32 protein-coding genes are annotated in these 25,283 nt (G+C 65.8%); 18 read left to right on the forward strand and 14 right to left on the reverse strand.

Features of this window, described 5'->3' with window-relative positions; translation table 11 throughout:
• The first annotated feature begins 52 nt into the window (after positions 1 to 52).
• From ABIA40_RS26225 to ABIA40_RS26240, 4 genes are all read left to right on the forward strand, one after another.
• Entirely contained in the window at positions 53 to 229 is a 177-nt protein-coding gene (locus ABIA40_RS26225) for a hypothetical protein (protein WP_162832045.1), read from the forward strand.
• A 73-nt stretch (positions 230 to 302) separates the two neighbouring features.
• Entirely contained in the window at positions 303 to 449 is a 147-nt protein-coding gene (locus tag ABIA40_RS26230) for a hypothetical protein (RefSeq protein ID WP_271538982.1), read from the forward strand.
• A gap of 128 nt (positions 450 to 577) precedes the next feature.
• Positions 578 to 1,390 (forward strand): PAS-domain containing protein, encoded by an 813-nt coding sequence (locus ABIA40_RS26235; protein ID WP_404543970.1) that lies wholly within the window; start codon positions 578 to 580, stop codon positions 1,388 to 1,390.
• A gap of 293 nt (positions 1,391 to 1,683) precedes the next feature.
• On the forward strand, positions 1,684 to 2,139 hold the full coding sequence (locus ABIA40_RS26240; protein WP_404543973.1) for a GNAT family N-acetyltransferase: 456 nt from the start codon (positions 1,684 to 1,686) through the stop codon (positions 2,137 to 2,139).
• 178 nt (positions 2,140 to 2,317) lie between these two features.
• Here ABIA40_RS26240 and ABIA40_RS26245 read toward each other — a convergent pair whose 3' ends face one another.
• From ABIA40_RS26245 to ABIA40_RS26255, 3 genes are all read right to left on the reverse strand, one after another.
• On the reverse strand, positions 2,318 to 2,641 hold the full coding sequence (locus ABIA40_RS26245) for an antibiotic biosynthesis monooxygenase (RefSeq protein ID WP_036009456.1): 324 nt from the start codon (positions 2,639 to 2,641) through the stop codon (positions 2,318 to 2,320).
• A gap of 141 nt (positions 2,642 to 2,782) precedes the next feature.
• Positions 2,783 to 4,000, reverse strand: coding sequence for a DUF1501 domain-containing protein (locus tag ABIA40_RS26250; protein ID WP_404543975.1), 1,218 nt, complete (start codon positions 3,998 to 4,000; stop codon positions 2,783 to 2,785).
• Positions 4,001 to 4,002: 2 nt separating this feature from the next.
• Positions 4,003 to 5,553: a DUF1800 domain-containing protein gene (locus tag ABIA40_RS26255; protein WP_404543977.1), complete on the reverse strand. Its 1,551-nt coding sequence runs from the start codon at positions 5,551 to 5,553 to the stop codon at positions 4,003 to 4,005.
• Positions 5,554 to 5,670: 117 nt separating this feature from the next.
• Between ABIA40_RS26255 and ABIA40_RS26260 the strand changes: the two genes are divergently transcribed.
• Positions 5,671 to 5,886, forward strand: a complete 216-nt coding sequence (locus ABIA40_RS26260) for a hypothetical protein (RefSeq protein WP_404543979.1) — start codon at positions 5,671 to 5,673, stop codon at positions 5,884 to 5,886.
• A 63-nt stretch (positions 5,887 to 5,949) separates the two neighbouring features.
• Here the strand turns inward: ABIA40_RS26260 and ABIA40_RS26265 are convergent, their stop codons facing one another.
• From ABIA40_RS26265 to ABIA40_RS26275, 3 genes are all read right to left on the reverse strand, one after another.
• Positions 5,950 to 6,648 (reverse strand): glutathione S-transferase family protein, encoded by a 699-nt coding sequence (locus tag ABIA40_RS26265; protein ID WP_404543982.1) that lies wholly within the window; start codon positions 6,646 to 6,648, stop codon positions 5,950 to 5,952.
• A gap of 265 nt (positions 6,649 to 6,913) precedes the next feature.
• Entirely contained in the window at positions 6,914 to 7,144 is a 231-nt protein-coding gene (locus ABIA40_RS26270) for a hypothetical protein (protein ID WP_128264786.1), read from the reverse strand.
• On the reverse strand, positions 7,141 to 7,920 hold the full coding sequence (locus ABIA40_RS26275; RefSeq protein WP_271538998.1) for a sulfite exporter TauE/SafE family protein: 780 nt from the start codon (positions 7,918 to 7,920) through the stop codon (positions 7,141 to 7,143). Before ABIA40_RS26275 ends, ABIA40_RS26270 begins: the two co-directional genes overlap by 4 nt.
• A gap of 152 nt (positions 7,921 to 8,072) precedes the next feature.
• Between ABIA40_RS26275 and ABIA40_RS26280 the strand changes: the two genes are divergently transcribed.
• From ABIA40_RS26280 to uvrB, 4 genes are all read left to right on the forward strand, one after another.
• The gene (locus ABIA40_RS26280; protein WP_157286545.1) at positions 8,073 to 8,987 is read left to right on the forward strand and encodes a LysR substrate-binding domain-containing protein; all 915 of its coding nucleotides are present in this window, start codon (positions 8,073 to 8,075) and stop codon (positions 8,985 to 8,987) included.
• A 100-nt stretch (positions 8,988 to 9,087) separates the two neighbouring features.
• Positions 9,088 to 9,312: a hypothetical protein gene (locus tag ABIA40_RS26285; RefSeq protein ID WP_157286544.1), complete on the forward strand. Its 225-nt coding sequence runs from the start codon at positions 9,088 to 9,090 to the stop codon at positions 9,310 to 9,312.
• A 50-nt stretch (positions 9,313 to 9,362) separates the two neighbouring features.
• On the forward strand, positions 9,363 to 9,590 hold the full coding sequence (locus tag ABIA40_RS26290; protein ID WP_271539002.1) for a hypothetical protein: 228 nt from the start codon (positions 9,363 to 9,365) through the stop codon (positions 9,588 to 9,590).
• 93 nt (positions 9,591 to 9,683) lie between these two features.
• The gene (gene uvrB / locus ABIA40_RS26295) at positions 9,684 to 12,656 is read left to right on the forward strand and encodes an excinuclease ABC subunit UvrB (protein ID WP_271539004.1); all 2,973 of its coding nucleotides are present in this window, start codon (positions 9,684 to 9,686) and stop codon (positions 12,654 to 12,656) included.
• Between the two features lie 37 nt (positions 12,657 to 12,693).
• Here uvrB and ABIA40_RS26300 read toward each other — a convergent pair whose 3' ends face one another.
• Positions 12,694 to 13,080: a hypothetical protein gene (locus ABIA40_RS26300; RefSeq protein WP_157286541.1), complete on the reverse strand. Its 387-nt coding sequence runs from the start codon at positions 13,078 to 13,080 to the stop codon at positions 12,694 to 12,696.
• Between the two features lie 503 nt (positions 13,081 to 13,583).
• Between ABIA40_RS26300 and ABIA40_RS26305 the strand changes: the two genes are divergently transcribed.
• The 5 genes from ABIA40_RS26305 (at position 13,584) to ABIA40_RS26325 (ending at position 17,137) form a co-directional block, all read left to right on the forward strand.
• Positions 13,584 to 14,024, forward strand: coding sequence for a nuclear transport factor 2 family protein (locus ABIA40_RS26305; protein ID WP_271539815.1), 441 nt, complete (start codon positions 13,584 to 13,586; stop codon positions 14,022 to 14,024).
• Between the two features lie 198 nt (positions 14,025 to 14,222).
• Positions 14,223 to 14,663 (forward strand): nuclear transport factor 2 family protein, encoded by a 441-nt coding sequence (locus ABIA40_RS26310; protein ID WP_271539006.1) that lies wholly within the window; start codon positions 14,223 to 14,225, stop codon positions 14,661 to 14,663.
• Between the two features lie 373 nt (positions 14,664 to 15,036).
• Positions 15,037 to 15,924: a hypothetical protein gene (locus tag ABIA40_RS26315; protein ID WP_404543987.1), complete on the forward strand. Its 888-nt coding sequence runs from the start codon at positions 15,037 to 15,039 to the stop codon at positions 15,922 to 15,924.
• Between the two features lie 356 nt (positions 15,925 to 16,280).
• The gene (locus ABIA40_RS26320) at positions 16,281 to 16,703 is read left to right on the forward strand and encodes a hypothetical protein (protein WP_036009414.1); all 423 of its coding nucleotides are present in this window, start codon (positions 16,281 to 16,283) and stop codon (positions 16,701 to 16,703) included.
• Positions 16,704 to 16,999: 296 nt separating this feature from the next.
• Positions 17,000 to 17,137 carry a hypothetical protein gene (locus ABIA40_RS26325; RefSeq protein WP_007614812.1) on the forward strand — a complete coding sequence of 46 codons (138 nt, stop codon included), beginning with the start codon at positions 17,000 to 17,002 and terminating at the stop codon, positions 17,135 to 17,137.
• A 37-nt stretch (positions 17,138 to 17,174) separates the two neighbouring features.
• Here ABIA40_RS26325 and ABIA40_RS26330 read toward each other — a convergent pair whose 3' ends face one another.
• The 3 genes from ABIA40_RS26330 to ABIA40_RS26340 all read right to left on the reverse strand — a co-directional run bounded on the left by ABIA40_RS26330 (position 17,175) and on the right by ABIA40_RS26340 (position 18,450).
• Positions 17,175 to 17,321 (reverse strand): hypothetical protein, encoded by a 147-nt coding sequence (locus ABIA40_RS26330; protein WP_198399945.1) that lies wholly within the window; start codon positions 17,319 to 17,321, stop codon positions 17,175 to 17,177.
• A 197-nt stretch (positions 17,322 to 17,518) separates the two neighbouring features.
• Positions 17,519 to 17,998 (reverse strand): MaoC family dehydratase, encoded by a 480-nt coding sequence (locus ABIA40_RS26335; RefSeq protein WP_157286537.1) that lies wholly within the window; start codon positions 17,996 to 17,998, stop codon positions 17,519 to 17,521.
• Positions 17,998 to 18,450, reverse strand: a complete 453-nt coding sequence (locus ABIA40_RS26340; protein ID WP_036027191.1) for a MaoC family dehydratase — start codon at positions 18,448 to 18,450, stop codon at positions 17,998 to 18,000. Before ABIA40_RS26340 ends, ABIA40_RS26335 begins: the two co-directional genes overlap by 1 nt.
• 167 nt (positions 18,451 to 18,617) lie before the next feature.
• Here ABIA40_RS26340 and ABIA40_RS26345 point away from each other — a divergent pair, with 167 nt between their 5' ends.
• Positions 18,618 to 18,914 (forward strand): DUF4282 domain-containing protein, encoded by a 297-nt coding sequence (locus ABIA40_RS26345; protein WP_028134403.1) that lies wholly within the window; start codon positions 18,618 to 18,620, stop codon positions 18,912 to 18,914.
• A 114-nt stretch (positions 18,915 to 19,028) separates the two neighbouring features.
• Here the strand turns inward: ABIA40_RS26345 and ychF are convergent, their stop codons facing one another.
• The 4 genes from ychF to ABIA40_RS26365 all read right to left on the reverse strand — a co-directional run bounded on the left by ychF (position 19,029) and on the right by ABIA40_RS26365 (position 22,218).
• Entirely contained in the window at positions 19,029 to 20,126 is a 1,098-nt protein-coding gene (gene ychF / locus ABIA40_RS26350) for a redox-regulated ATPase YchF (RefSeq protein WP_404543991.1), read from the reverse strand.
• A gap of 123 nt (positions 20,127 to 20,249) precedes the next feature.
• Complete coding sequence (pth, locus tag ABIA40_RS26355) at positions 20,250 to 20,855, reverse strand: aminoacyl-tRNA hydrolase (RefSeq protein WP_271539016.1); 606 nt, start codon at positions 20,853 to 20,855, stop codon at positions 20,250 to 20,252.
• A 58-nt stretch (positions 20,856 to 20,913) separates the two neighbouring features.
• On the reverse strand, positions 20,914 to 21,630 hold the full coding sequence (locus ABIA40_RS26360) for a 50S ribosomal protein L25/general stress protein Ctc (protein WP_057027685.1): 717 nt from the start codon (positions 21,628 to 21,630) through the stop codon (positions 20,914 to 20,916).
• A gap of 324 nt (positions 21,631 to 21,954) precedes the next feature.
• A complete protein-coding gene (locus ABIA40_RS26365) occupies positions 21,955 to 22,218 on the reverse strand; it encodes an accessory factor UbiK family protein (RefSeq protein ID WP_404543992.1) in 264 nt (87 codons plus the stop codon).
• Positions 22,219 to 22,416: 198 nt separating this feature from the next.
• Between ABIA40_RS26365 and lgt the strand changes: the two genes are divergently transcribed.
• From lgt to pgeF, 3 genes are read left to right on the forward strand one after another with little or no spacing between them, the layout of a single operon-like run.
• Positions 22,417 to 23,262 (forward strand): prolipoprotein diacylglyceryl transferase, encoded by an 846-nt coding sequence (gene lgt, locus ABIA40_RS26370; RefSeq protein WP_404543994.1) that lies wholly within the window; start codon positions 22,417 to 22,419, stop codon positions 23,260 to 23,262.
• A 20-nt stretch (positions 23,263 to 23,282) separates the two neighbouring features.
• A complete protein-coding gene (locus tag ABIA40_RS26375; protein ID WP_404543995.1) occupies positions 23,283 to 24,401 on the forward strand; it encodes a class I SAM-dependent methyltransferase in 1,119 nt (372 codons plus the stop codon).
• A complete protein-coding gene (pgeF, locus tag ABIA40_RS26380; RefSeq protein WP_271539025.1) occupies positions 24,398 to 25,165 on the forward strand; it encodes a peptidoglycan editing factor PgeF in 768 nt (255 codons plus the stop codon). Before ABIA40_RS26375 ends, pgeF begins: the two co-directional genes overlap by 4 nt.
• Positions 25,166 to 25,283: the final 118 nt, after the last annotated feature.

The raw sequence follows: 25,283 nt of genomic DNA on the forward strand, positions 1-25,283 counted from the left end.
AAAATTCTGGAAAGTCGCGGGTGATTCGCTCGCGTGTTGAAGGATTTAGACCATGATGCGGGCGTCCGGCACGGCAGGCTTTCAGAGCCCATCCGCTACCGTCGCGTCTTCCCGGCTCACCCATGCGGTCGCGGCTTCGCTCGCCGTCGCCGCGCTTTCGCTGTGCCTGATCGTCACCCTGACGGTGTTGTCGACCAAGGCGACCATGGCGATGGGCCTGCCGGTCTGATTCCCGTTTCATCCTGGACCAGCCTTCAGGGCGCCGTGCGGCCCGCGCCGACCGGCATCGCGACAGGACGTCGATGAAATCACCTGTGGTAGTCGTTGCAATCACCCTGACTGCGGCCATCCTGGTCGCCTCGCTGCTGATCATCGTCGGCACGCGCAAGGGCACGGGCACGTCGACGCTGCATGCGCCGACGCTGCAGCAGCGCGCGCACATGGTCTAAAATCATCCGAAAGCCTTACGCTTGCGCGCAAGCGCGCCTTAAGCACGCCGCGCGAAATCGCATCGCGGTCACGCAACAATCAGCCAGTGTTGCGGCCTTACCTCGTTCGGAAGGAGCGAGACAGGTCCATGCGGTTCGGATGGCGTGCGATCTCCGGTCCGGCGCTGACGGCAGCGACCCTGCTGCTGGCGATTCTGCTTGATCGCTTCGTCCCCGCGCCCTCGCCCGCCCCGCTGTTCGTCGCCATCGCGGCTCTCGCCGGCGCGCTCGCAGGTCTCGCCTCCGCCGTGACGACCGCGATTGTCGCGGTGATCGGCGGGGCGCTGTTCTTCCTCAACCGCCACGGCGTCTCCGGCCATGGCGCCGCCGATCTGGCGCCGCTCGGCCTCCTGGCCATCACCGTTTTCGGAACCGCCGGCATCACCGGGCTGATGCGCGAGCGGCTGCTCGGCAGTTTCGCGGCCGAGCGCCGCAGCCACGCCATTGCCGCGCGGCTGTCGGCCGCGCTCGACAAGGTCGATATCGGCATCGTGCTGCTCGATGCCGAGACCCGGGCCGAATTCATCAACCGCGCGTTCCGCGACTATTTTGCGGTGCCGGACGAGGTCGCCGAGGCGAAGCCACCCTTCATCGCGCTGATGTATCACGGCCGCGACACCGGCGCGTTCGCGCTGCCCGAGGACGAGCTCGGCACTTTCATCGCGCAGCGCATGGAGATGGTCCGGGTCGGCGATGCCACGCCGATCAACGTCGCGCTGCGCAACGGCGAGGTGCTGCGCTTCGTCTGCACCGCACTCGCCGACGGCGGGCGGATGCTGAGCTACACGCCGGTGACCGACCTCGTGCGCCACACCGATGCGCCGGCGCGCGCCGACTACTACCGCTCGCTGCGCGATCCGACCGGCCGCAAGCTGATCCAGTACTTGCGCGTTGCGGAGTAGAGCGTGTTGAATTCAAGCTCTGCTGGTCGCTGGAGGTTCACCTCTCCCCAGCGGGGAGAGGTCGGATTGCGCAGCAATCCGGGTGAGGGGCCACGGCGTTCACTGAGACCGTAACCCCTCACCCGGATCGCATCTGCGATGCGATCCGACCTCTCCCTTCGGGAGAGGTGAACCGAATTCTGAGCCGGCACCGATTCAACCAATCCCCATCTCCACGCGATTGATCGGCCATACGATCATCACGTATGAAGGGCATCCCTTCATCGCGCACCTCCGAGATCGCGGAAATTCACATGTCGCTCATCATTCGCGCCGTCACCAGGCAGGATTACGATCAATGGCTGCCGCTGTGGGACGGCTACAACGCCTTTTACGGCCGCTCCGGTCCGACCGCGCTCGCGCCCGAGATCACTGGGATGACGTGGCAGCGCTTCTTCGATGCTTATGAGCCGATGCATGCGCTGGTCGCCGAGGACAACGGCCGCCTGATCGGGCTGACGCATTATCTGTTCCATCGCAGCACCACCGCGATCGAGCCGTCCTGCTATTTGCAGGACCTGTTCACATCAGAGGCCGCGCGCGGCAAGGGCGTCGGCTCGGCGCTGATCCATGGCGTCTACGAACGGGCGAAGCTGGCGGGATCGCCGCGCGTCTACTGGCAGACGCACGAGACCAATCTCACGGCGCAGCGCCTGTACGACAAGGTCGCGGAGCGCTCCGGTTTCATCGTCTATCGCAAGATCTTCTGAGTCGTGCCGGGAGCCTGTGGATAACTCCACCTGTCACCCGCGCGTAACACAGCAAGGCTAGGCTGCCCCTGCGTCTGGTCAGGCCCCCCGTCACCGATCATGCGCCCCCAGCGGTCCCCGTCAGTCGCCGCGTCTGACAGGGGCCGCATTTTTTTGCTGGCAGCGCTACTTGGCAGCGTTACTTGGCGCCGCGCCCCACGGTCTGCATCACCTCGAAACCTTCGAACTGGGGATGGCCTAGATAAAGCGGCTTGTTGTCGCCCGCTTTATGATGTGCCGCGCGAAACGCTTCCGACTTGGTCCAGGCCTCAAACGCCGCATAATTCGCCCACACGGTGTGCGAGGCGTACAGCGTGTGGTCCTCGGCTTCCGGCCCGCGCAGCAGGTGAAACTCGACGAAGCCCGGCACCTTGTCGAGATGGGTGTCGCGCGTGAGCCAGACCTGCTCGAAGGCAGCCTCGGAGCCCTTGGCGACGCGAAAGCGGTTCATGGCGATGTACATGGGGTGGTGTCTCCTGATGCTCGGCTCATCATGTCGTCATTCCGGGACGCGCCGCAAGGCGCGGGCCCGGAATCCATTTTTCTGCAGAACGCGTCGAGAGATGGATTCCGGTTCGCGCTCCGCGCGCCCCGGAATGACGGCTTAGCCAACCAGTCCGCGCATCGGCCGTGCTCCTGCGCTGTCGGGGAACACCGTCTCGGCCAGCGCGCGATCGGACAGGCCGAACTGATCCTGCAGCACGCCTTTGATCACCGAGCGCAGATCCGTGGTCGGCTTGAGGTCACGGCCCTCATACAGATTGGCGAGCTTGAGGCCGGGCCAGTCCGCGATCACCCGGCCGCCCTGCACCGCGCCGCCGGCAAGCAAGGCGATCGTGCCGGTGCCGTGATCGGTCCCCTCGGTGCCGTTGATGCGCGCGGTGCGGCCGAACTCGGTGGCGACGACCACGACGGTGTCGCGCCAGCGATCCCTTAGGCCGCTTTCGAATTCGGCGAGCGCCCCGTCGAGGCCGCCGAGCAGGAAGGCGAGACGCCCCACAGGGCCGCCTTCATTGGCATGCGTGTCCCAGCCGTCGAAGGCGAGCGCGGCGATGCGCGGGCCATCATCGGCCGCCATCAGCTTTGCGGCGCCGCGCGCGACCTGCCGCATCTGCGCGACCGCATTGCCGCGCGTCGCTTTCATGTCGTCGCCGCTCGCCGCCTTGTCGAGCTGGAGGCCTTGCGACAGCGCGGAGGCCAAGGCGGGATCGCGGTGGCGGTAGAGCTCGACCAGGCGCATTGCGGTGTCATCATCGGCCTGCGGCAGCGCGACCGGCGCCCAGCCCACGGTGGGCGCGCTGCCGCGCAGCACTAGCGGCGTTGTGGGGCCGACCGCGAGGCCGCTCGACACGCGCTCGCCGCGCGGCAGCGCTTCCAGCGCGCGGTTGAGCCAGCCGGACTGCACGCGGCCCGGGCCGGCATAGCCGCTTTCGAGCACGTCCTGACCGTCGAAATGCGAGCGGTCGCGATAGGGCGTCGCGACCGCGTGGATCACCGCCGCGTGCTTGTCGCGATACATGCGCGCAAACTCCGGCATCGCCGGATGCAGGGCGAAGAACGAGTCGAGCATGATCGCGGGATGCGCCCCGTCGGCGCTGAGCGCGATCGATCCATGCAGGCCGGCATAATCGGGATCGCCGAGCGGCGCGACGGTCGAGAGCCCGTCCAGTGCGCCGCGCAGGATCACCACGATCATTCGCGGATCGCGCCCGTCGGCCGCGCGGGCGAATTTCGGCAGGTAAGCCCAGGCCGCAAAGGACGCGCCGCCGAGCAGGAGACCGCGGCGGGAGGTGAGGAGCCGGTTCTCGACGCAGTCGGTCATCATCATCTCCTCTGCATTTCCGGCGACATCAGCAGCAGCGCCAGCGCCTGCTGCCGCGACTCCGCGCGCTCGATGGTCCGCCGCGTCTCGGCCGAGGCGGCATCGGCGGCGGCGAACTCAAGGAGGTCGAGCGGATCGATGTTGTTGCCAAGCCGCGCGCCGATCTGCGCCGCGATGTCGAGCCTGAGCTTGATGCCTTCCGGCGCGCCCCAGGCGGCATTGCTGTCGGGAAAGCCGTTGGGACCCGGCGGCGACCACAGCGGCTGGCCGAGCAGATTGAGGTTGTTGAGATAGGCGCCGGGATCCTCCGGCACGCGCGCCAGCAGCCGGCCGCTCGCGACCAGGAAATCGTATGGCGAGCGCAGCTTCGTGAGCGGCGCTTTCCATGCTTCCTCGGAATCGACGAGCGTGGTCGCCATCGCCTTGAGATCGCCGTCGGTCTTGACGAAGACGTCGCGCAGGCGCGCAACGAGCGCCGGCGGCGGCTCGTCCGCGACGAAGTGACGGACGAATTTGGTGGCGATGAAACTCGCGGTCGAGGGATGTCGCGCGAGATCGGCGAGCGCGGCTTCGCCCTGTGCGAGGCCGGCCTGATCGTAGGTCTTGCCGAGCAGCACCTGCGGCCCGGGCTGATGCGCATTGGTGTTGAAGACGAAGGAGCCGGGAACCCCGAGCTGCCCTTGCCTGCCGGCAAAGGTCCAGCCGGTGATGATGCGCGCGAGCGAGGTGACGTCGCCTTGGGTGTAGCCGCCGCCGACGCCGAGCGTATGCAGCTCCATGATCTCGCGCGCGAGATTTTCGTTCAGCCCGCGCTTGCGGTTTTGTCCCGCGCGCGAGTCGGGTCCAAGCGATTGCTGGTTGTCGAGGAAGAACAGCATCGCCGGATGCTGCTCGACCGCCCTCAGCATGTCGGCGAAGCGACCGAGCACGTGCGGCCGGATCGCCTCGCGCTCGAACGCGCCGGCCCAGATCCGCGCCAACTCGCCCTTACTGGCAGAGATACAGAAATGATTGGACCAGAACGCGACGAGGCGCTCGGTGAAGCCGCACTCGGCCAGCGTGGCGCGCTGCAGCCGCGCCAGCGCCTCGGCGCGAAAGGTTTTCTGGATGACATTGAGCGGCTGCGGCGCTGGCTTGGCAGCAGGCGGCGCAGCGTTCGGCTGCATGGTCTCCGGCTTCGGTGCGCTGCCTGTGGGCTTCGCATCGGCCATTTGGCCAGTGATCTCTGCCGCTGCATTCAGCGAGAGATTACGGCGCAAGGGCGCGTCCTGATCGGCAGGCGCTAGTGCCGGCGTCTCGGCGGGCGCGGCGGCCTTCGCCGCCTCACGCGCCTGCTTGACCTGGTCCTGATAGGCAAACACGGCCTGCCCGAGCTGCGGCGTCGATTGCAGGCCCGGCGCTTCCAACAGCACGCCATTGGAACGCGAAAGCTCGGCCTTCACGAAGCCGCGCGGGTCGGAGCTTGCGTTGACGAGATCGCCCGATGCACCGCCGCGGGCGCCGAAGCCGAAGCGGTTGAGCGCGACGAGGGCGGCTTGCGAATCGCGGGCCATCGATGATCTGTCCTTCGCGTGTTGCGAGGTGCTTTCCTGCGACGCGGGCGACGCGTAATATACTGCAGCGGCAGATGAACCCGCCCTGAAAATGACGACGAAGCTTCGACGTAGATCATGACAAATCCGAAAGAAATGCCGTCAGCGCCGGCACTTGCGCGCCGTCTCACCTGTTCCCGTTGCGGCAGCGAATTCGGCTGCGATCTCTATGGCAATTGCTGGTGCGCGGAGGAGACGGCAAAACTGCCGATGCCGCTCGAGGGCGAGGACTGCCTGTGCCGGGCGTGCTTGCGGAAAGCGGCGGCGCGTAGCCCGGATGGAGCGCAAGCGTAATCCGGGATTCGTTCCGCTAGCACCGGCCCCGGATTTCGCTACGCTCCATCCGGGCTACGAAGTTTACACCTCGTGCCCCGGCGATTTGCGCGCCAAGCCGTCGAACGCATCCAGCAGCTTTTCGCGCCAGGCATAGATGGGATCATCCGCATCCAGCAGCTTGAACGGGCTGACCATGCGCGCCCATTGGAATCCGCCGAACACGATGTAGTCGGCGTAGTTCGGTGCCTGCCCGCCGAGAAAAGGCTGCGTCTTGAACGTCTGCCGCATGATCTCGAGCGACTTGCGGAACGCGATGACGCCGGCCTCGCGGCCCGCCATGATCTCCTCGAGAGTATTGCCGCCGAAGCGGGCCTCGCGCGACTTGCGGAAATAGGCGGCATCGACCTCATTCAGATTCTTCGGGATGTCGGCGATGATGAGCGGAAAGATGCCGCCCACGATGGCGATGTCGCCCCACGCATTGATCATGCGCGCCATGGCGCGGCCGCCCTCGCCGCCGAACAGCGACGGGCGATCCGGAAAATGGTCCTCGAGATAGTTCGCGATGATCCAGGAATCGACGATCGGCTTGTCGTGATGCATCAGCACCGGGACCTTCTCCGAGCCGTGCGGCGCAATCGCGCTCTTCTCGGTGAAGCGCCAGGGCAGCGATTCCGCTGCAAGGCCCTTGTGCGCGAGCGCCATCCGCGTGCGCCAGCAATACGGGCTGAAGGGGCGCGCTGGATCGGTGCCGACGAGTTCGTAGAGTTTGAGCGACATGGACCAGTGCTCCGTCATTGCGAGCGCAGCGAAGCAATCCAGGCTACCGCTGCAGTGACATTCTGGATTGCTTCGCTTGCGCTCGCAATGACGATGTGGAGAGAGCTGCGCTATGTCTTCTCCCTCTCCCCGTTCTTACGGGGAGAGGGTTGGGGTGAGGGGCTGCCTCCGCAATCACAGTGAGAGACGGACTCGCGGAGACTCCCCCTCACCCGCCACGCTTCGCGTGTCGGCCTCTCCCCGCAGGCGGGGAGAGGCAAAGAAACTACCGCCCGTTGGCGCGCAACAGCCTCTCACCGCCTTCCGTCACCGCGATCACCAGCCCGAGACCTGCAATCGTCTCGCGCGCGACGTAGCCGCGCTCGGCGGCGTCTTCCCAGATGGTGAGGCGCGGGCACGAGGTCTTCCAGGTCGCGATCACCTCGGCATAGGCGCGCGGCTCGCGCGCCACCCATTCGACGAAGTCCAGCACCAGCGGATCGGCCGTCTCGCTCATTGCAAACCTCCCTTGTCGAAGGCAGCCAGAACCGGCGCACGCAGCAACAGCCAGCCGCCGTGGACGATGTAGTAGCAGGCGATGGTGGTGATCAGCTTGTTGGACCAGGCGATGAACTGCTGGTCGGTCATGGCTTCGAGGATGCGCCGCGCCAGCGTGGTGCCGAGCATCGAGGCTGCGATGGCGACGGCAGCGAGCACGGGATCGAGGCCCGCGGCCTGGTCGATGATGCCGCCGAAATAGATCAGCTTGGTGAAATGGCTGACGACCTGGCACATCGCCTTGGTCGCAACCTTCTCGCGCCGGCCGAAATCGCCGCCGAGGAAGAAGGTGTCGAGCAGCGGGCCGGAGACGCCGGTCATCAGCATCAGGCCCATGCAGATCGTGCCGTAGACCGTGCCCTGCCAGAGGCTATCAGGATCCGGCTTGACGTTCGCCGGCAAAAGCCGCGCCATGAACGGGGTGACGCCGAGCAAGAGCAGCGCCGTCGGCTTGTCTGGCACGTAGCGGGTCAGCGACCACGCCGCGAGCGCGACGGCCGCGCCGACCATATAGTTCGCGACCGGCCGCCAGCGGATATGCGCCCGCCACAGGAACGCGCGCCAGCCGTTCGAGGCCATCTGCGTGATCGCATGCAGCACCATCGCGGTCGGCAGCGGCATCAGGGCCAGCAGCACGCCGATCAGGATCAGCCCGCCCGCCATGCCGAACAGCCCCGACAGGAACGCCGTGGCCACCATCAGCAATCCGAGGGCAGCGATCATGATGGGCGTCACGAAAGGATCTCCCGAGGGCGAGTGAGGGACGCGAACTGTTGCACTCCCTCGCCCCACTCGCGGGGAGAGGCAAAGGAGAACGTGCCTCGCTTGCGCCTTTTCCGCAAACTGAGTTATCTTGCCCTGGCATCAGCTTTCCTGAGGGTGATCATTTGCGGCGACTGCTGTTTCTCAACGGCATCAAGGCGTTCGAGGCGGCGGCGCGGACCGGAAGCTTTGCTGCGGCCGGGTTGGAGCTGAGCGTATCGGCGGCCGCCGTCAGCCGCATGGTGCACCTGCTCGAAGAGCGGCTCGGCGTCGCCTTGTTCGAGCGCAAGGCCAACAGGCTCGTGCTGACGCAGGCCGGCCGCGCCTATCAAAGCGGGCTGACCCCGATCTTCGATGCGCTGGCGAGCCTCACGGCGCAGGTGACGGCGCCTGCGAGCGTGCGCGTGCTCACCATCGGCGTCGGCCACACCTTTGCGATGCGCTGGCTGATCCCGCGCCTTTCGGAGTTTCGCAGCGAGGAGCCCGACATCGAGGTGCGCTTCACCACCGGCGGCGCCGCGGTGCCGTTCGGCGAGGACTGGAACTGCGGCATCAAGCTCGGCACCGGCGACTGGCCCGGCCTCGTCGCCGAGCCGCTGTTCGCGGGCGACCTCACCCCCGTCTGCGTGCCTCGCCTTGCCGGAGGATTGAAGCGCCCGGCCGACCTGAAGGGACCGAGCCTGATCCGCGTCGCGCACTCACCCGAGGACTGGCCGATCTGGCTGAAGGCGGCGGGCACGGCTCGGATCAGCGCGCGCGGGCCCGAGTTCCAGTTCTACGGCCAGGCGCTGCAGGCCGCGGCCGACGGGCTCGGCATCGCGATGGGCATCCGCCCCTATATCGACGACGATCTTGCGGCCGGCCGGCTGGTAGCGCCGTTCGACCTGTCAGTGCCCAAGGGCATGCGCTGGTACCTGCTCTATCGCAGCTTCCAGACCGAGCAGCGCGACTTTGCCGCCTTCCGCCGCTGGATCATGCGGGCGGCATCGGAACCCGCCGCCCGGCCGCGCCGGATCGGCCGTGCTGCAGCGCGGAACTGAAGGCGGGCAAAAAAGCCGCCCGCTTGTGAACGGCTTCACATCCCAAAATCCGCAGACGTGGTCTCGTGACCCTCCGAAAAGAAACGTGGGACCTACACTCATGACGACCCTCTACGACGGCTTTGACATCGAATCCTTCGAAGCTGGCAAGGGGCTGTGGCACGCGCGGATCCGCCGGGCCGATCTCAGCCCGGTGGCCATCGACGGCGTGCTGTTTCCGGCCATGGAAGTCGGCTTCGCCTGGCCCGATCGCGATGCCGCGATTGCCGATGCCAAGCACCACATCGATCGTTTTCGGCTGCGGGCCGGCGGCGACGACGAATAGGCGGTCCGCAGGCGGATCAGAGACAGGGCGGCGCAAAGGGGGGAACCGGTATGTCCATCGTCGAAACCGATGCAGCGCAGCCGCGGATCTATGCCCGCGCAGTGCTGTCCAACTGCCCGGAATGCGACAGCGATCTCACGGTGCTCCGTGTGATAGGCGGCCGCGCCGGATGCGAGTACTGGACCATGCGCTGCACTGATTGCGGCGGCATTCATCTCGACATCGTCGAGCCGAATGTCAGCACCGGAGACGACGAGGGGCCGCTGCCGGCGGCGTGAACCGCAAGGCTGCTGCCAACCTGCTGTCAGCAGCCTGCATCGCCACGGGCATTCACCCTTTATTGCGGGGCGGACTCGTCCCATATTCGCCTCATGGCGAAGAAACCTGCATCCTCCGAAAAACCCGGCAAATCCACGAAGACCAAGGCTCCGAACTCGAAGGCACACCGCCCCGACGTGCAGCCGATCGGGCCGGCGCTGGCCGAACTGCTCAATCCCGCGATCAATCGCGGCGATGCGGGCTTGGGATCAGGCACCGGCCTGCAGCCGCCGCCGGACAATTCGCGCGACCGCCGCGCCGGGGGCGAGGCCGCCGCACATCGCGCGCGGGCTTCGACGCCGAAGGAGTTTCCACAAGATGCGGCGCGGCCGATGCCGCTGCGGCCCAATCCGCAGCCGCCGGGCGCCCGTCAGTCGGCTGAGCTCGCCGGGCTGGAGGAGGCGCCGCAGGCCAATTACGGAACCGCGGCCACGATTCCGACGCTCGATCCGGAGCTGGCGCGGCAGCTCGGCCTGCCCACTGAGGAGGACGATGCCGAGGCGCTGGCGCGTCCGCCGCGGTCCAAGATGGAGGCGCTCGGCGTCAAGGCCACCGCGGATGCACTGGAATCGCTGATCCGCGAGGGCCGGCCGGAGTTCCGCAAGGGCGACGGCTCCATGAAGGTGTGGACGCCGCACCGGCCGCCGCGGCCGGAAAAGTCCGAAGGCGGCGTCCGCTTCGAGATCAAGTCGTCCTACGAGCCCAAGGGCGACCAGCCGACCGCAATCGCCGAGCTGGTCGAGGGCATCGAGCGCAACGACCGTTCGCAGGTGCTGCTGGGCGTCACCGGCTCGGGCAAGACCTACACCATGGCCAAGGTGATCGAGGCGACGCAGCGCCCGGCCCTGATCCTGGCGCCGAACAAGACGCTGGCCGCCCAGCTCTATGGCGAGTTCAAGAACTTTTTCCCCGACAACGCAGTCGAGTATTTCGTCAGCTATTACGACTACTACCAGCCGGAAGCGTATGTGCCCCGCACGGACACGTACATCGAAAAGGATTCCTCGATCAACGAGCAGATCGACCGCATGCGCCACTCGGCGACGCGCGCGCTGCTCGAACGCGACGACGTCATCATCGTGGCCTCGGTGTCCTGCATCTACGGTATCGGCTCGGTCGAGACCTACACCGCGATGACCTTCGCGCTGAAGAAGGGCGAGCGCATCGACCAGCGCCAGCTCATCGCCGATCTCGTCGCGCTGCAGTACAAGCGCACCCAGGCCGATTTCACCCGCGGCACGTTTCGCGTGCGCGGCGACGTCATCGACATCTTTCCGGCGCACTATGAAGACCGCGCCTGGCGCGTGAACCTGTTCGGCGACACCATCGAGAATATCGAGGAGTTCGATCCGCTCACCGGCCACAAGCAGGACGAGCTCGAATTCATCAAGATGTACGCCAACTCGCACTACGTGACGCCACGGCCGACGCTGGTGCAGGCGATCAAGTCGATCAAGTTCGAATTGAAGCAGCGGCTCGACCAGCTCAACAACCAGGGCCGCCTGCTGGAGGCGCAGCGGCTGGAGCAGCGCACCACCTTCGACCTCGAGATGATGGAGGCGACGGGCAGCTGCGCCGGCATCGAGAACTATTCGCGCTACCTCACCGGGCGTCGCCCCGGCGAGCCGCCGCCGACGCTGTTCGAATACGTGCCCGACAACGCGCTGATCTTCGCAGACGAGAGCCACGTCACCATCCCGCAGATCGGCGCGATGTTCCGCGGCGACTTCCGCCGCAAGGCGACGCTGGCCGAATACGGCTTCCGCCTGCCGTCCTGCATGGACAACCGCCCGCTCCGCTTCGAGGAATGGGACATGATGCGGCCGCAGACCGTCGCGGTGTCGGCAACCCCGGGCAGCTGGGAGCTGAACGAGAGCGGCGGCGTGTTCGTCGAGCAGGTCATTCGCCCCACGGGACTGATCGATCCTCCCGTCGACATCCGCCCGGCCCGCACGCAGGTCGATGATCTCGTCGGCGAGGTGCGCGCCACCGCGCAAGCGGGCTATCGCTCGCTGATCACGGTCCTCACAAAACGCATGGCGGAGGACCTCACCGAATATCTACACGAGCAGGGCATTCGCGTCCGCTACATGCACTCGGACATCGACACGATCGAGCGCATCGAGATCATCCGCGATTTGCGCCTCGGTGCATTCGACGCGCTGGTCGGCATCAACCTCTTGCGCGAAGGCCTCGACATTCCCGAATGCGCGCTGGTCGCTATCCTCGACGCCGACAAGGAAGGTTTTCTGCGCAGCGAGACCTCGCTGATCCAGACCATCGGCCGCGCCGCGCGCAACGTCGACGGCAAGGTGATCCTCTACGCCGACCAGATGACGGGATCGATGGAGCGCGCCATCGCCGAGACCAACCGCCGCCGCGAGAAGCAGGTCGAGTACAACAACGCCAACGGCATCACGCCGGAGAGCGTGAAGAAGCAGATCGGCGACATCCTCAACTCGGTCTACGAGCGCGACCACGTGCTGATCGAGGTCGGCGGCCACGACATGACCGACGACGTCATCTCGATCGGCCATAATTTCGAAGCCGTGCTCGCCGATCTCGAAACAAGGATGCGCGAGGCCGCGGCCGACCTGAACTTCGAGGAAGCCGCGCGCCTGCGCGACGAAGTCAAGCGCCTGCGCGCCACCGAGCTCGCCGTGGTCGACGACCCCACCGCCAAGCAGCGCGTGGTCGCGGGCAAGGCCGGCGCCTATGCGGGGGCGAAGAAGTATGGCGATGCCGCGAACCTGCCCGTCAGCGCCATGAAGAACAAGAGCGCCGCGACCGCGCTCAAGGCCGGCGGCGGCAAAGGCTCCCGCGTGCACAAGCCGCATCTCGACGAGATGCACGGCCCGGAATCGCTGCCCTATCGCGAGAGCCGCGCGTTGCCGTCAAAGCCGTTCGGCAGCGCCAGCCGCATCATCCAGCCGACGGATTCGCGGCAGTCGGGTCCGGAGTTCGGGCCGGCGCCGAAGTCGACGGGTGGCGCGCCGGGACGGCGCGGGGGGTGGAAGAAGAGGTAGACGCGTAGGTTTATCGGCGACGTTCGTGGTTACCCCCTCACCCCACGCTCGCCGTCACCACCGCCATCACCGACAGCAGCAGCACGATCGTCACCAATTGCAGCGAGGCGACGGGCTGGGTGCGCCATGCCGTGATCTTGTCGGAGAGCGACAGATGGGCCTCGAAGAATTTCGGCTCGTAGACGGTCTTGAACAGGTGCGGGAAACTCGGGCCCAGGGTCACGGCCAGCGTCGCGTGGGCGAGCGAGGCAAATGCGACGAAGATGGCAACGCCGGGGTCGCCGACGAGGTCGTGGTCGCCGCAGAGCTTGAGCAGGAAGGCCGATGTGGCGAAGGTCGGGAAGCTCTGCAGGCTCGCGGTCAGCGCGAGGCCTTCGAGCGCGTTATGCAGGCGGGACTTTCTTGCATTGGCGATGGTGGCCATGGCACGTCTCCCTGATGACATGCCGATGACGGTAGCCACGGCGCCGGTGGGGTGATGTGAGATGGGTCACGCGGGACGGGCCGGCTTCGCTCCACTTGCGGCAAGACTATCGCATATGAGCTGTCGGCCTATGGGCGCCGACTCTCTCCACGTCGTCATGGCCGGGCTTGTCCCGGCCATCCACGCCTTTCACGCAGCACGAAGAACGTGGATGCCCGGGACAAGCCCGGGCATGACGGCCTCTGGCTAATTCAAATGAAGTTTCCGTGCGCCTGTGCTGACGTTGCGCACGGCGCCATGCGCGTTGCGCCCCGCGCAACCGGATAGAGCGCGAATTCGTGCAGCTATCCCGCAATTCAACTTACAGTTGCATATCGTGAACCGAGCATTGCGCTCGTGCGTCAAAACGCATGCAACATCCCTGTGATTTCGCGGATTGCCGGTGCGCGACACCGCGCGTTAGCGTTGCGGAACGCAACGGGGCCGAACGAGGACTGGTGGCAATGACGGTGGAGAAGCTGAATCGCCAACGCGTGGTGCACCTGCTCGATGCCTTCGCGCGCGGCGATATCGAGGCGGCGCTGGCCTGCTGCACCGATGATGTCTATTTCCTCACCCACGCGCCGATCGACGTGCTGCCGCACATGGTACCGCGCCACGGCAAGCAGGAGCTGCGCGAGCTGTGGCAGACGGTCTGGTCGCGCTATTCGGAGGTTCGTTACAAGACGCCGCACATCGTCGCCGAGGGCGAGGCCGTCGCGACGTACATGCACGCTTTTTTCAAGAAGCGCAGCAACGACCGCATCGTGCAGTTCGACATGGCGGTGTTCTACACGTTCCGCGGCGGACTGGTGGCGGAGATGCGCGAGATCATCGATTCCTACGACCTGGTGCAGCAGGTGCTGGAACGGGAGATCGGGCCGCTGATCGCCCGGGCGGACTGAGCGCCGGGACCCGGACAATTACGGGGTTCTATTGTAAATCTCACAAAGAGCGATCAAGTGTGCATTGCGAAAACGTGAATTGCGTTTTGGCCGAAATCTGCTAATTTGTTCGTATACAAATGAGTTGGCCCCGGCGCCCGAGTGCGCATGGGGTTGTTTGCCGTTTTTTCCGTAAAGCCAGCTTCAGGACTGCCCCAAATGACAGAGCACAGCCTCTGGCGTTTCTCGCGCGCGTTGCACCGCGCGATCAACGACCGGCATTTCGCTGATATCGAGGTCCTGATCGACGAGGACGTCGAATGGGCGCTCTACGGCCCGATCGACATGTTTCCGTTCCTCGGCGCGCGCCAGGGCAAGGATGCCGTGCTCGACGTCATCCGCCAGCTCGCCGACAATTTCCAGGTCCGCCGCTTCGACCGCGAGAGCATCATGCTGGGCGTCGATTCCGCCGCCTCGATGGTGCGCTATTCGCTGACGGCGCTGGATTCCAACAAGCCGATCAGCCTGCGCGTGGCGCAGTTCGCCCAGTTCAAGGCCGGCAAGCTAATCAGCATGCGGGTGCTGATCGACACCTTCGACCTGGTCGAGCAGGCACTCGGCCGCGCCATTCATCTGCCGAAGATGACCAGCGTCGGCTAGCGCATGATCCGGCCCCGAAAGGGCCGCGCTAGCGCATAGTGCGAAGCGATTTTCCGAGAAGATCATGTGCAAACAACAACCTGAAGCGCGATGATGATCATCGCGCTTCAGGGGGGACGCCAACGGGCCCCGCTGTTCGGGACCGACGACGAGGCGATCGCGACGTCCTGGCCTCCAGCCCCGCCGGATGCCGTCGCATCACGAGCTCGTCATCGGGCGCGCGCCTCTCGCGCGGCCCGTTGGTTCGCCTTCCCTGGCGAACCGCCACAATTCCGCAACGATAAACCGGCACTTTCAGCGCCGGAATGGCGCATGGTCATTGCGACCGCTATAGTGGGGCGGACAGCATGCGCTGGGGTTCGTGGGCAGGACGATGGAATTCTCGACAGGGTTTGGCTGGACCAGGCTGCCGTTGCTGGCGGCCGCATTCATCTTGGGCTCGGTGCTGACGTTACAGGCACAGATCATTCCGCCCTTCTCCTCACCCGCATCCGACGACGAGGCCGAGGCGGCCGAAGCCCCCGACGTCAATGATCCCGACATCATGAAGGGCATCGACGTCGACAAGCTCGACTGGAGCCAGATCGCGGTCGATGCGGGGACCGGCATCGACCCGATGACCGCCAAGAAGCGCGCGCAGGCCGCCGCCAGGGAAGGCCTCGACTGGTCGTCGAATCCCAATGCCAACGGCTCCTCGGCGGTGACCGTAAAGCAATCGGTGTCCTCGTTCTGGGATACCCGAGTCGGCGCCGACATGACGCTGGCGAGCGAGCCCAGGACGATGTCCGAGCTGCTGGCGCAGAAGGCCACCAACGGCGGCAACCTGCCGCAATCCTCGGGCAGCGCCTGGGCGACGGCAACCGCGCCGGGCGCGGGCGCGATCTGGGACAAGACCGCGGTGGAAGCCAGGGTCGATCCCGGCGCCACACTGACCAAATCGGTGCCGCTGTCAGGCGACACCTCGCTGACGCTGCAGAATGGCTACAGCGTCAACCAGCAGGGCACCAGTGCGGTCCCCGGCATCGGCGGCCACGTCACGCGCAATTACGAGACCGACCAGAGTGCCAAGGTCACCGTGACCGACACCGGCACCAGCATCGTTGCCGGCCAGACGCTGTCGACCACCGACGATAGATGGCTGCGCAAGCTCGGCGCCGAGCAGAAGCTGTTCGACAACGTCACCGTATCAGGCTCGGTCGGTGAAACCTCGCAAGGCACGCTGAACAAGAGCGTTACGGCGGGCTTCAAGAAGAGCTGGTAGTGTCTTCGCCTCTCCCCGCCTGCGGGGAGAGGCCGAAATTTGCGACAGCAAATTCCGGGTGAGGGGGACTCTCCGCGAGTCCAACTCTCACCGTGATCGCGGAAGCAGCCCCTCACCCCACCCTCTCCCCGTAAGAACGGGGCGAGGGCGTGAAGCACCGGCCGAGCCGCGCATTCACCTCGCACGCGATTCACCCTTCCCTAACCATACGCCACGGCAAAACCCCCGAATGGTCCGGCCTTGCCGCATCTCGGCCCATTTGCGGTCAAAATCGGACGCCCTGATGCGGCCTGCCTCACAGACGTCGTCGTGCGGGGGACACTCGCGCTGCGCTCAACGCGAACAGGGGAATAACGATGAACGCCATGCGTCCGGAAAAGATCGAAGCCACCGAGACCGAGACGGTCGACACCAACCTCGCCGCCGTGACCGAGGTCGAAGCCGGCATCCGCGACTTCGTCCGCAACGACATCGCCTATCTGCGCCGTCCGGCCGCGACCACCACCGACGCCCCGCCGCTCGACCCGAGCGCGGAAGCCACCGTCAACAACGTCAACTCGCTGATCCAGCGCGTCGCCGGCACCTCGCTCGCCGAGATCGAGAATTTGATCTCCGAGCTCGAGAGCCTGCGCGACCTGCTTCACGCCGAAGGCCAGCGCGTCCAGCGCGAGATCTCCGGCTACGCCCAGCTCAGCCAGGCCGCGATGAAGTCGACCCGCATGATCGCCGACAACGTCGCGCAGTGGAAGCGCGCCGCCGACGGCCTGCGCAACAGCTGATCGCCGGCACGAAACGCATCATCGGCCGCCGCGTTCCGGAAGGGACGCGGCGGTTTTGATTTCGAGGGAGGCCTCGTGCCCCGGACGCGATGCGGCACGCAGTGACGCGTCGCAGAGCCGGGGCCCATGTCACAGCATTTCTCCAGCGCGGCCTTCTGGGTCCCAGCTCTGCGCAGCAGCGTTGCACGCTGCAGCGCGTTCGGGACACGAGACTGCCGTTTGAACCCACCGCCGCTCCCGGGCGACAAACGCCAAGCGCCCGTGCCGTCGCGGCCGGGCTCAGGGGGACATTTCAGATGGAAAGCATTCGGCCCGACACCACGGACCCGATCCCGTTGCGGCCCGCGCCGAATCAATTCGGCACGATCATGCTGCGCTTTGTCGGGCTGCTGGCGGTTGCGATCGCCATCCTTGCGTTCGTCTATAGCCGCTGAGCTGCGGCCGGATGCCGGCCGCGATCGTTAACGAATCTTACCGGGCCGCTTCCACGGTCGAGGCTTCCAGCGTGTAGGCGCCATCGGCGTAGCCCTTCGCCACCATGCCCGCGACCAGCATCACGGCCAGCGTCGCGGTCGCGAAGATGAATCCAACAAATTTGAGTGCGCCGCGATCAGCCATGGTCCTCGTCCCCTGTCGTCTGCCTATTCGTTTCAAATAGACAGCGACAGGTTCATAATTAGTTAGCAACTGACTGGTTCCGCGAAACTGCTTCGCCGTAACCATGTTGCGCAGGCTTATGGCAGCCACCCGGAATCGCGTCCATAGCGCGCGGGCAACACTCGCGCACTCATTTGCCCGTTCATCTTGGAACAGATCTAACCGCCCTCGCGCAGCGGCACGAAGGCGGAGGCGGTGATGGAATAGACCTCCTCGCCGCGCTGGTTGGTGCCGGTGGTGCGGGCCGTCAAAATGCCCCAGCCGGGACGGGAGGCGGAGGCGCGCTTGTCGATGACTTCATTGACGTAAGCGACGGTATCGCCGGCGAGCACCGGCCTGATCCAGCGCAGGTCGCGAAAGCCTGGCGACGGGCCCCACACCGCGACCTCCTCGCCGCGCGAGGCGGCCTCGCGCGCCAGACGCTGGCCGTCGGCGACAAGCAGGCTCATGCAGGCCGAGCCGACATGCCAGCCCGAGGCCGCGAGCCCGCCGAACAGCGAGTTCTTGCCCTCCTCCTCATCGAGGTGAAAGCGCTGCGGATCGAACTTCGCGGCGAAGGTCTTGATCTTTTCCGCCGTGAACGTATAGGCGCCGATCTCGCGACGCTGACCGATCGCGATGTCTTCGAAGAACCGCATCAGGCCGCTCCTTCGCGCCGCTTGATCAGGATCGGCGAGGTCATCTCGGCGAGCGCCTGCCCCGCCGCATTGCGCGCGGTGCATTTGAACTTGACGATGCCGAGCTCAGGTCGGCTCTTCGAGGCCCGCGCTTCCAGGACATCGACGTCGAGCGTGAGATCGTCGCCGGGCCGCAGTGGCGACAGCCAGCGCACCTCGTCGACGCCGGGAGATCCCAGTGACGCGGCGCGCGTGATGAAGCCGTCGGCCATCATCCGCATCATCAGCGAGCACAGGTGCCAGCCCGAACCGGACAGGCCGCGCAGCATGCTCTCAGCTGCTGCCGCCTCGTCGAGATGCATCGGCTGCGGATCGAACTCGGCGGCGAAGGCCAATATCTCGTCGCGGGTGACGTGGCGCGGGCCGAACGTTCCGAACCGGCCAGGCGGGAAATCTTCGAAGGTCAGGGTCATCTCGGGAAAGCTTTGCGGGAATGACAGATTGTGGCCGCACTTTGCGGCAATCTCAACCCGCCGGCCCGCATGGCTCGTGCTACATACTTGAGATCGGCGTTGATTTGAGTCGGATCGATCGACGGCCGAAGCCCGATTTGAAGTCCCGATTTGCCTTGGGGAGAGCAATGTTCTCATTCAGCGACCTGTTCCAATGGGACCGCTTCATCACGCCGACGATCATCAAGACCTTCTACTGGCTGGTGATCGCGCTGATCTGCCTGTTCGGGCTCTCCGGCATCTTCTCAGGGTTGGCTGCGATGGCGATCAGCCCGTTCGGCGGCTTCCTGGTGCTGCTGTCGTCGATCGCCAGCGTCGTGGTCGGCATCGTGTTCTCGCGCATCGTCGCGGAGCTGATCCTGATCGTCTTCCGCATCAACGAGCATCTCGGCGCGATCAGGGACCAGGGATCAGGGATGCGGTGATTCCCGTCATTCCGGGGCGCCTCGAAGAGGCGAGCCCGGAATCCATTGAGCCACAGAACAAGCGTATAGATGGATTCCGGGCTCGCGCTTCGCGCGCCCCGGAATGACCAGCTCCTACGTATTGAACCTGAAATGCATCACGTCGCCGTCGGCGACGACGTAGTCCTTGCCTTCGAGGCGGAGCTTGCCGGCATCGCGGGCGCCGGCTTCGCCGCCGAGCGCGACATAATCGTCATATGCGATGGTCTCGGCGCGGATAAAACCCTTCTCGAAATCGGTGTGGATCACGCCGGCCGCCGCCGGCGCCTTGGTGCCGCGATAGATGGTCCAGGCGCGCGCTTCCTTCGGGCCCACGGTGAAATAGGTGATGAGGTCGAGCAGGGTGTAGCCGGCGCGGATCAGGCGGTCGAGGCCGGCTTCTGCGAGGCCCAAAGTCTCCAGGAAGTCCGCGCGCTCGTCACGCGAGATGGTCGCGATCTCGGATTCGATCTTGGCGGAGATGACGACGGCAACCGCGCCCTCCTTCGCCGCCTGCTCCTCGACCGCCTTGGAGAAGGCGTTGCCGGTGGCGGCCGAGCCTTCCTCGACGTTGCAGACATAGAGCACGGGCTTGGACGACAGCAGGCCGAGCATCGAGAAGGCCCGCTCCTCCTCCGCCTTGCGCTCGACGAGGCGCGCGGGCTTGCCTTCGCGCAAGAGCACCAGGGTGCGGCCCACGAGATCGAGCTGCTCCTTGGCGTCCTTGTCGTTGCCCTTGGCCTTCTTGGTGAGATTGTCGATGCGCTTCTCGAGGCTGTCGAGATCGGCGAGCATCAGCTCGGTCTCGATGGTCTCGATGTCCGCGAGCGGGGCGATCTTGCCTTCGACATGGGTGATGTCGGAATCTTCAAAGCAGCGCACCACATGCGCGATGGCGTCGACCTCGCGGATATTGGCGAGGAACTGGTTGCCGAGGCCTTCGCCCTTGGAGGCGCCGCGCACGAGGCCGGCGATGTCGACGAAGGTCAGCCGGGTCGGGATGATCTGGCCCGACTTGGCGATCGCGGCGAGCTTGTCGAGCCTGGGATCGGGCACGGCGACCTCGCCGACATTCGGCTCGATGGTGCAGAACGGATAGTTCGCGGCCTGCGCCGCGGCCGTCTCGGTCAGCGCATTGAACAAGGTCGACTTGCCGACATTGGGCAATCCGACGATCCCGCATTTGAATCCCATGGTGGTCCTGGCCTCCGCGCTCCGCGCGTCAATATCTTCCGAACTCGTCATGCGCGGGCTTGACCCGCGCATCCATCTTCTTCGAACGATGGATCGCCGGATCAAGTCCGGCGATGACCGGTGTTATTCCTTGCCGTTCTCGTCCTTGGTCAAAAACCCCTTCGCCTGCATGGCCAGATGCACCCTGTTGGCGAAGGTCGCGTCCGTGCCCTTGGCAAGCAGCGCGGCGTGCTCGGCCACCGCATCGCAGAGCGTCGTCACCCATTCGTTGTCGGCCTTGGCGAAGTCCGACAGCACATGGCCGTGCACCAGCTCCTTGACGCCGGGATGACCGATGCCGAGCCGGACCCGGCGATAATCGTTGCCGACATGCGCCGAGATCGAGCGCAGGCCGTTGTGGCCGGCGATGCCGCCGCCGATCTTCACCCGCACCTTGCCCGGCGGCAGCTCGAGCTCGTCGTGGAACACGGTGGTGTCGCCCGCGGCGATCTTGAAGAAGCTCGCCGCTTCCTGAACGCTGCGGCCGGACTCGTTCATGTAGGTCGTGGGCTTGAGCAGGATCACGCGCTCGGTGCCGAGCGCACCTTCCGAGGTCTCGCCCTGAAAGCGGCGGCGCCACGGCGCAAAGCCATGACGCCGCGCGATCTCATCGACGGCCATGAAGCCGATATTGTGCCGGTTACGTGCGTATTTCGCGCCGGGATTGCCGAGCCCAACAAAGAGTCGCATGACGCGGCGCGCCCCCCGCTCGGCGCGCGGTCAAGGACCGCGCGCCAGCTTCGAGAGATTACTTCTTCTTGTCGCCGCCGGCGGGAGCCTTGGCAGCAGCGGCAGGAGCAGCAGCCGGTGCCGCAGCACCAGCGGCCGGAGCAGCCGCAGCGCCCGGGGCCGCACCAGCAGCGGCAGCCGCAGCAGCGGCCTTCTGCTCTTCGGCGTAACCGGACGGCGGAACGATGGTGACGAGGGTCGCGTCCTCGCGGGTCAGCGCCTTGACGCCGGCCGGCAGCTTGACGTCGGCCAGATGCAGGGAGTGACCGATCTCGAGCGAGCCGACATCGGCCTCGATGTACTGCGGGATGCTCTCGACGCCGCATTCGAGCTCGATCGCGTGCGCGACGATGTTGACGGTGCCGCCGCGCTTCACGCCCGGAGAGGTTTCCGCCTTCACCACGTGCAGGGGAACGCTGATGCGGATGGTGGCGCCTTCGCCCAGCCGCATGAAGTCGACATGGATCGGGAAGTCCTTGACCGGGTCGAGGTGGTAGTCGCGCGGAATGACGCGGTGCTTCTTGCCCTCGAGGTCGATGTCGACCAGCGTGGTCAGGAACCGGCCGGCAAGGATGCGCTGGCGCAGTTCACGATCCTCGATCGAGATCGTCAGCGGGGGCTGGTTGTTGCCGTAGATCACTCCGGGCACTCGCCCGGCGCGACGCTCAGCCCGGGCGGCCCCCTTGCCGCTCTTCGGACGTGCGGTCGCCTTCAATTCCTTGACGGTCGTCGCCATGTCGTTAAGTCCTTGTTTTTGCAAAAGTTAATGGGCCGCAAGGCGGCCCATGGCATGGTCCACAGCAAGCCTCCAGGGGTGCGGGGGCCGCGGACGTGGCGGGCTTTTACCCGGAAGCTGCGGAAATGACAAGGAGAATGGGCTGGCGGGCGGTTTCCACCCTCCCCTGGAGGGGGAGGGTCGGCTCATATGGAGCGTAGCGAAATGTGAGCCGGGGTGGGGTGACAGTCTCTCCACCGAGGCGGTGCCGAGTGGAGAGATCACCCCACCCGGCGCTGCGCGCCGACCCTCCCCCTCCAGGGGAGGGACAGAGAGAACCGCGCTTTACGACGTCGGGGTCCCCCCGAGCTTTGCCTCCAGCGCGGCGACCCGCGCCTTCAGGGCTTCGTTCTCCTCACGCGCCAGGCGCGCCATGTCCTTGACCGCCTCGAACTCCTCGCGCTTGACGAGATCCATGTCGCGCAGGAATTTTTCGGCCTGGCTGCGCATCACGGAATCGAACTCGCGCTTGACGCCCTGGGCAGCACCGGCGGCGTCGTTCATCAGGCGGCCGATCTCGTCGAAAAACCGGTTATTGGTCTGGGTCATTGTGGGCCTCCGATAAACTTTGCGCGACCTCGCGGAAAGACAATGGCAATCCGAGGGGGCCGGTTCAAGAGCGAAGCGGCGGTATCCTTGTCACGCGCCGGTTTCCTTGCAATCGTATTCAACGTCCCTGCATAAGAGGAATCACGGGGCGTCTGCCGGCGCCGACCGCCGCGATTCCGCTTGGACACAGAAGGCGCGATGCCGTTTTTGCTCATCGACTTCCCCGCCTTCAACCCGATCGCGCTCGAGATCGGTCCGTTCGCGATCAAATGGTATGCCCTGGCCTATATCTGCGGCATCGTATTCGGCTGGCTTTATGCCCGCGCGCTGCTGAAGAGCGAACGCGTGTGGGGCGGACCCGCGCCGATCTCGCTGCTTCAGATCGATGACTTCATCCTGTGGGTCACGCTCGGCATCATCCTCGGCGGCCGCGCCGGCTACGTGCTGTTCTACAACCTGCCCTTCTTCATCGATCATCCCGCCGCGATCTTTAAGTTGTGGGAGGGCGGGATGTCGTTCCACGGCGGCTTCCTCGGCTGCGTCGTCGCGGTGATGTGGTTCGCCTACCGCAATGGCATCTCGATCCTGTCGCTCGGCGACATCACCACCGCGGTCGCCCCGGTCGGACTCTTGCTCGGACGCATCGCCAATTTCATCAACGGCGAATTGTGGGGCCGCGCCACCGACCCGAGCCTGCCCTGGGCGATCATCTTCCCCAACGATCCCACGCAGTTGCCGCGGCATCCAAGCCAGCTCTACCAAGCCGGCATGGAGGGCATCCTGCTGTTCACCGTGCTGGCGATCATGATCCGGTTCGGCGCCTTGAAGCGCCCCGGCATGATCCTCGGCGCCTTCATCCTGGTCTATGGCCTGGCCCGCATCGCCGGGGAGCATTTCCGCGAGCCGGACGCGCAGCTCGGTTTTCTCTGGGGCGGATTAACCATGGGCATGCTGCTGTCGATCCCGATGCTTATCGTCGGCCTCATACTTATTGTATTGGCAGTGAGGCGCGGTGCGCTGACGCCCGTCGAGGCCATTCGTTAATTCATTTCGAGAAGATCGCCGTGACCGACCAGCCGCTGCTCAACGAGATCAAGGCGCTGATCAAATCTTCCGGGCCGATGCCGGTCTGGCGGTACATGGAACTGTGCCTGATGCATCCGCGCTACGGCTATTACGTCTCGCGCGATCCGCTCGGGCGCGAGGGCGACTTCACGACGGCGCCCGAAGTCAGCCAGATGTTCGGCGAGCTGTTGGGGTTGTGGACCGCCTCGGTCTGGAAGCAGATGGGCTCGCCGCAATTCCTGCGGCTGATCGAGCTCGGCCCCGGCCGCGGCACCATGATGGCGGATGCGCTGCGCGCGCTCCGCGTGCTGCCCCCGCTCTACCAGGCGCTCCACATCCACATGGTCGAGGTCAATCCCGTGTTGCGGGACCGGCAGAGCGCGACGCTCGCCAACGTGCGCAACATCGCCTGGCACGACAGCATCGACGAGGTGCCGGAGGGCCCCAGCATCATCCTCGCCAACGAATATTTCGACGTGCTGCCGATTCACCAGATGGTTCGGCTCGAGAACGGCTGGCACGAGCGCGTGATCGAGATCGATCCCAACGGCAAGCTTCAGTTCGGCGCGGCGCCGGAGCCGACGCCGCGCTTCGACGTGCTGCTGCCGCCCTTGGTGCGTACCGCGCCCATCGGCGCCGTGTTCGAGTGGCGTCCTGACGGCGAGATCATGAAGCTTGCCACGCGCGTGCGCGACCAGGACGGCGCGGCGCTCATCATCGATTACGGTCACCTGCGCAGCGACGCCGGCGACACGTTCCAGGCGATTGCGCGCCACACCTTCGCCGATCCATTGAAGGCGCCGGGCCAGGCCGACGTCACCGCCCATGTCGACTTCCAGGCGCTGGCGCGCGCGGCCGAGGATGTCGGCGCGCGCGTGCATGGGCCGGTCACGCAAGGCGACTTCCTCAAGCGGATCGGCATTGATACCCGCGCCGCCGCCCTGATGCAGAAAGCTGCGCCCGACGTTGCCACCGACATTTCGGTGGCGCTCAAGCGCCTGACCGATACCGGGCGTGGCGGCATGGGTTCGATGTTCAAGGTGCTCGGCATCTCCGAGCCGCGGCTGACGGGCCTTGCCGGCCTCAGCGATCTGGAACAGGCAGGAGAGGCCTCATGACGATAGCTTCGTCGCTGCTGTCGGCCGTGCCCGGCCTGCGCCATGCCTTCTTCACCCGCGAAGGCGGCGTCTCCGGCGGCATTTATTCCGCGCTGAACGGCGGACTCGGCTCCAACGACGATCAGGCCCTGGTCGCCGAGAACCGCCGCCGCATGGCCGAGCATGTCGGCGTTGCGCCCGAGCGCTTCCTCAGCCTGCACCAGATCCATTCGCCCGACGTGCTGGTTGCCGAGGCACCGTGGCCGAGCGGGCCGCGACCAAAAGGCGACGCGCTGGTCACGAAGACGCCAGGCATCGCGCTCGGCGTCTCCACCGCCGATTGCGGGCCGGTGTTGTTCGTGGATCCCCAGGCGCGCGTGATCGGTGGCGCGCATGCGGGGTGGAAGGGCGCACTGACGGGCGTGCTGGAATCCACCATCGCGGCGATGGAGCAGCTCGGCGCCACGCGCGGCGGCATCATCGCCGCGATCGGCCCGTTGATCCGCCAGGACAGCTACGAGGTCGGCAACGAGTTCGTCGCGCGCTTCATCGAACAGGATGCGGAGAACGTTGTGTTCTTCATCCCCTCGGTGCGCGAGGGCCACGCGATGTTCGATCTCGCCGGCTTCATCCGCAAGCGGCTGGAGGCCGCCGGCATCCTGATGATCGACGATCTCGGCCTCGACACCTATTCCGACGAGCGCTTCTTCAGCTATCGCCGTTCGGTGCACCGCAAGGAGCCGGATTACGGCCGCCACGTTCACGCGATTGCGCTGGAGGGATGAGGCCTCGCGCCCCGGACGCGGTGCAGCACGTAAGTGATGTGCCGCTGAGCCGGGGCCCATGTCTCTGCAATCTCAATCTCGGCGGCAATCTGGGTCCCGGCTCAGCGCAGCGGCACTG

The organism is Bradyrhizobium sp. USDA 223 (assembly GCF_044909005.1).
In the GTDB taxonomy this organism is placed as follows: Bacteria; Pseudomonadota; Alphaproteobacteria; order Rhizobiales; family Xanthobacteraceae; genus Bradyrhizobium; species Bradyrhizobium yuanmingense.

What these genes read in the sequence shown, in the direction of transcription:
- pth (WP_271539016.1), bottom strand. Translation starts at nt 20,855, where the DNA reads ATGCGACTCTTTGTTGGGCTCGGCAATCCCGGCGCGAAATACGCACGT.
- ABIA40_RS26230 (WP_271538982.1), top strand. Translation starts at nt 303, where the DNA reads ATGAAATCACCTGTGGTAGTCGTTGCAATCACCCTGACTGCGGCCATC.
- uvrB (WP_271539004.1), top strand. Translation starts at nt 9,684, where the DNA reads ATGGCGAAGAAACCTGCATCCTCCGAAAAACCCGGCAAATCCACGAAG.
- ABIA40_RS26310 (WP_271539006.1), top strand. Translation starts at nt 14,223, where the DNA reads ATGACAGAGCACAGCCTCTGGCGTTTCTCGCGCGCGTTGCACCGCGCG.
- lgt (WP_404543994.1), top strand. Translation starts at nt 22,417, where the DNA reads ATGCCGTTTTTGCTCATCGACTTCCCCGCCTTCAACCCGATCGCGCTC.
- ABIA40_RS26235 (WP_404543970.1), top strand. Translation starts at nt 578, where the DNA reads ATGCGGTTCGGATGGCGTGCGATCTCCGGTCCGGCGCTGACGGCAGCG.
- ABIA40_RS26255 (WP_404543977.1), bottom strand. Translation starts at nt 5,553, where the DNA reads ATGGCCCGCGATTCGCAAGCCGCCCTCGTCGCGCTCAACCGCTTCGGC.
- ABIA40_RS26225 (WP_162832045.1), top strand. Translation starts at nt 53, where the DNA reads ATGATGCGGGCGTCCGGCACGGCAGGCTTTCAGAGCCCATCCGCTACC.
- ABIA40_RS26290 (WP_271539002.1), top strand. Translation starts at nt 9,363, where the DNA reads ATGTCCATCGTCGAAACCGATGCAGCGCAGCCGCGGATCTATGCCCGC.
- ychF (WP_404543991.1), bottom strand. Translation starts at nt 20,126, where the DNA reads ATGGGATTCAAATGCGGGATCGTCGGATTGCCCAATGTCGGCAAGTCG.
- ABIA40_RS26340 (WP_036027191.1), bottom strand. Translation starts at nt 18,450, where the DNA reads ATGACCCTGACCTTCGAAGATTTCCCGCCTGGCCGGTTCGGAACGTTC.
- ABIA40_RS26335 (WP_157286537.1), bottom strand. Translation starts at nt 17,998, where the DNA reads ATGCGGTTCTTCGAAGACATCGCGATCGGTCAGCGTCGCGAGATCGGC.
- ABIA40_RS26240 (WP_404543973.1), top strand. Translation starts at nt 1,684, where the DNA reads ATGTCGCTCATCATTCGCGCCGTCACCAGGCAGGATTACGATCAATGG.
- ABIA40_RS26285 (WP_157286544.1), top strand. Translation starts at nt 9,088, where the DNA reads ATGACGACCCTCTACGACGGCTTTGACATCGAATCCTTCGAAGCTGGC.
- ABIA40_RS26260 (WP_404543979.1), top strand. Translation starts at nt 5,671, where the DNA reads ATGACAAATCCGAAAGAAATGCCGTCAGCGCCGGCACTTGCGCGCCGT.
- ABIA40_RS26315 (WP_404543987.1), top strand. Translation starts at nt 15,037, where the DNA reads ATGGAATTCTCGACAGGGTTTGGCTGGACCAGGCTGCCGTTGCTGGCG.
- ABIA40_RS26305 (WP_271539815.1), top strand. Translation starts at nt 13,584, where the DNA reads ATGACGGTGGAGAAGCTGAATCGCCAACGCGTGGTGCACCTGCTCGAT.
- pgeF (WP_271539025.1), top strand. Translation starts at nt 24,398, where the DNA reads ATGACGATAGCTTCGTCGCTGCTGTCGGCCGTGCCCGGCCTGCGCCAT.
- ABIA40_RS26320 (WP_036009414.1), top strand. Translation starts at nt 16,281, where the DNA reads ATGAACGCCATGCGTCCGGAAAAGATCGAAGCCACCGAGACCGAGACG.
- ABIA40_RS26345 (WP_028134403.1), top strand. Translation starts at nt 18,618, where the DNA reads ATGTTCTCATTCAGCGACCTGTTCCAATGGGACCGCTTCATCACGCCG.
- ABIA40_RS26265 (WP_404543982.1), bottom strand. Translation starts at nt 6,648, where the DNA reads ATGTCGCTCAAACTCTACGAACTCGTCGGCACCGATCCAGCGCGCCCC.
- ABIA40_RS26270 (WP_128264786.1), bottom strand. Translation starts at nt 7,144, where the DNA reads ATGAGCGAGACGGCCGATCCGCTGGTGCTGGACTTCGTCGAATGGGTG.
- ABIA40_RS26330 (WP_198399945.1), bottom strand. Translation starts at nt 17,321, where the DNA reads ATGGCTGATCGCGGCGCACTCAAATTTGTTGGATTCATCTTCGCGACC.
- ABIA40_RS26365 (WP_404543992.1), bottom strand. Translation starts at nt 22,218, where the DNA reads ATGACCCAGACCAATAACCGGTTTTTCGACGAGATCGGCCGCCTGATG.
- ABIA40_RS26300 (WP_157286541.1), bottom strand. Translation starts at nt 13,080, where the DNA reads ATGGCCACCATCGCCAATGCAAGAAAGTCCCGCCTGCATAACGCGCTC.
- ABIA40_RS26325 (WP_007614812.1), top strand. Translation starts at nt 17,000, where the DNA reads ATGGAAAGCATTCGGCCCGACACCACGGACCCGATCCCGTTGCGGCCC.
- ABIA40_RS26250 (WP_404543975.1), bottom strand. Translation starts at nt 4,000, where the DNA reads ATGACCGACTGCGTCGAGAACCGGCTCCTCACCTCCCGCCGCGGTCTC.
- ABIA40_RS26360 (WP_057027685.1), bottom strand. Translation starts at nt 21,630, where the DNA reads ATGGCGACGACCGTCAAGGAATTGAAGGCGACCGCACGTCCGAAGAGC.
- ABIA40_RS26245 (WP_036009456.1), bottom strand. Translation starts at nt 2,641, where the DNA reads ATGTACATCGCCATGAACCGCTTTCGCGTCGCCAAGGGCTCCGAGGCT.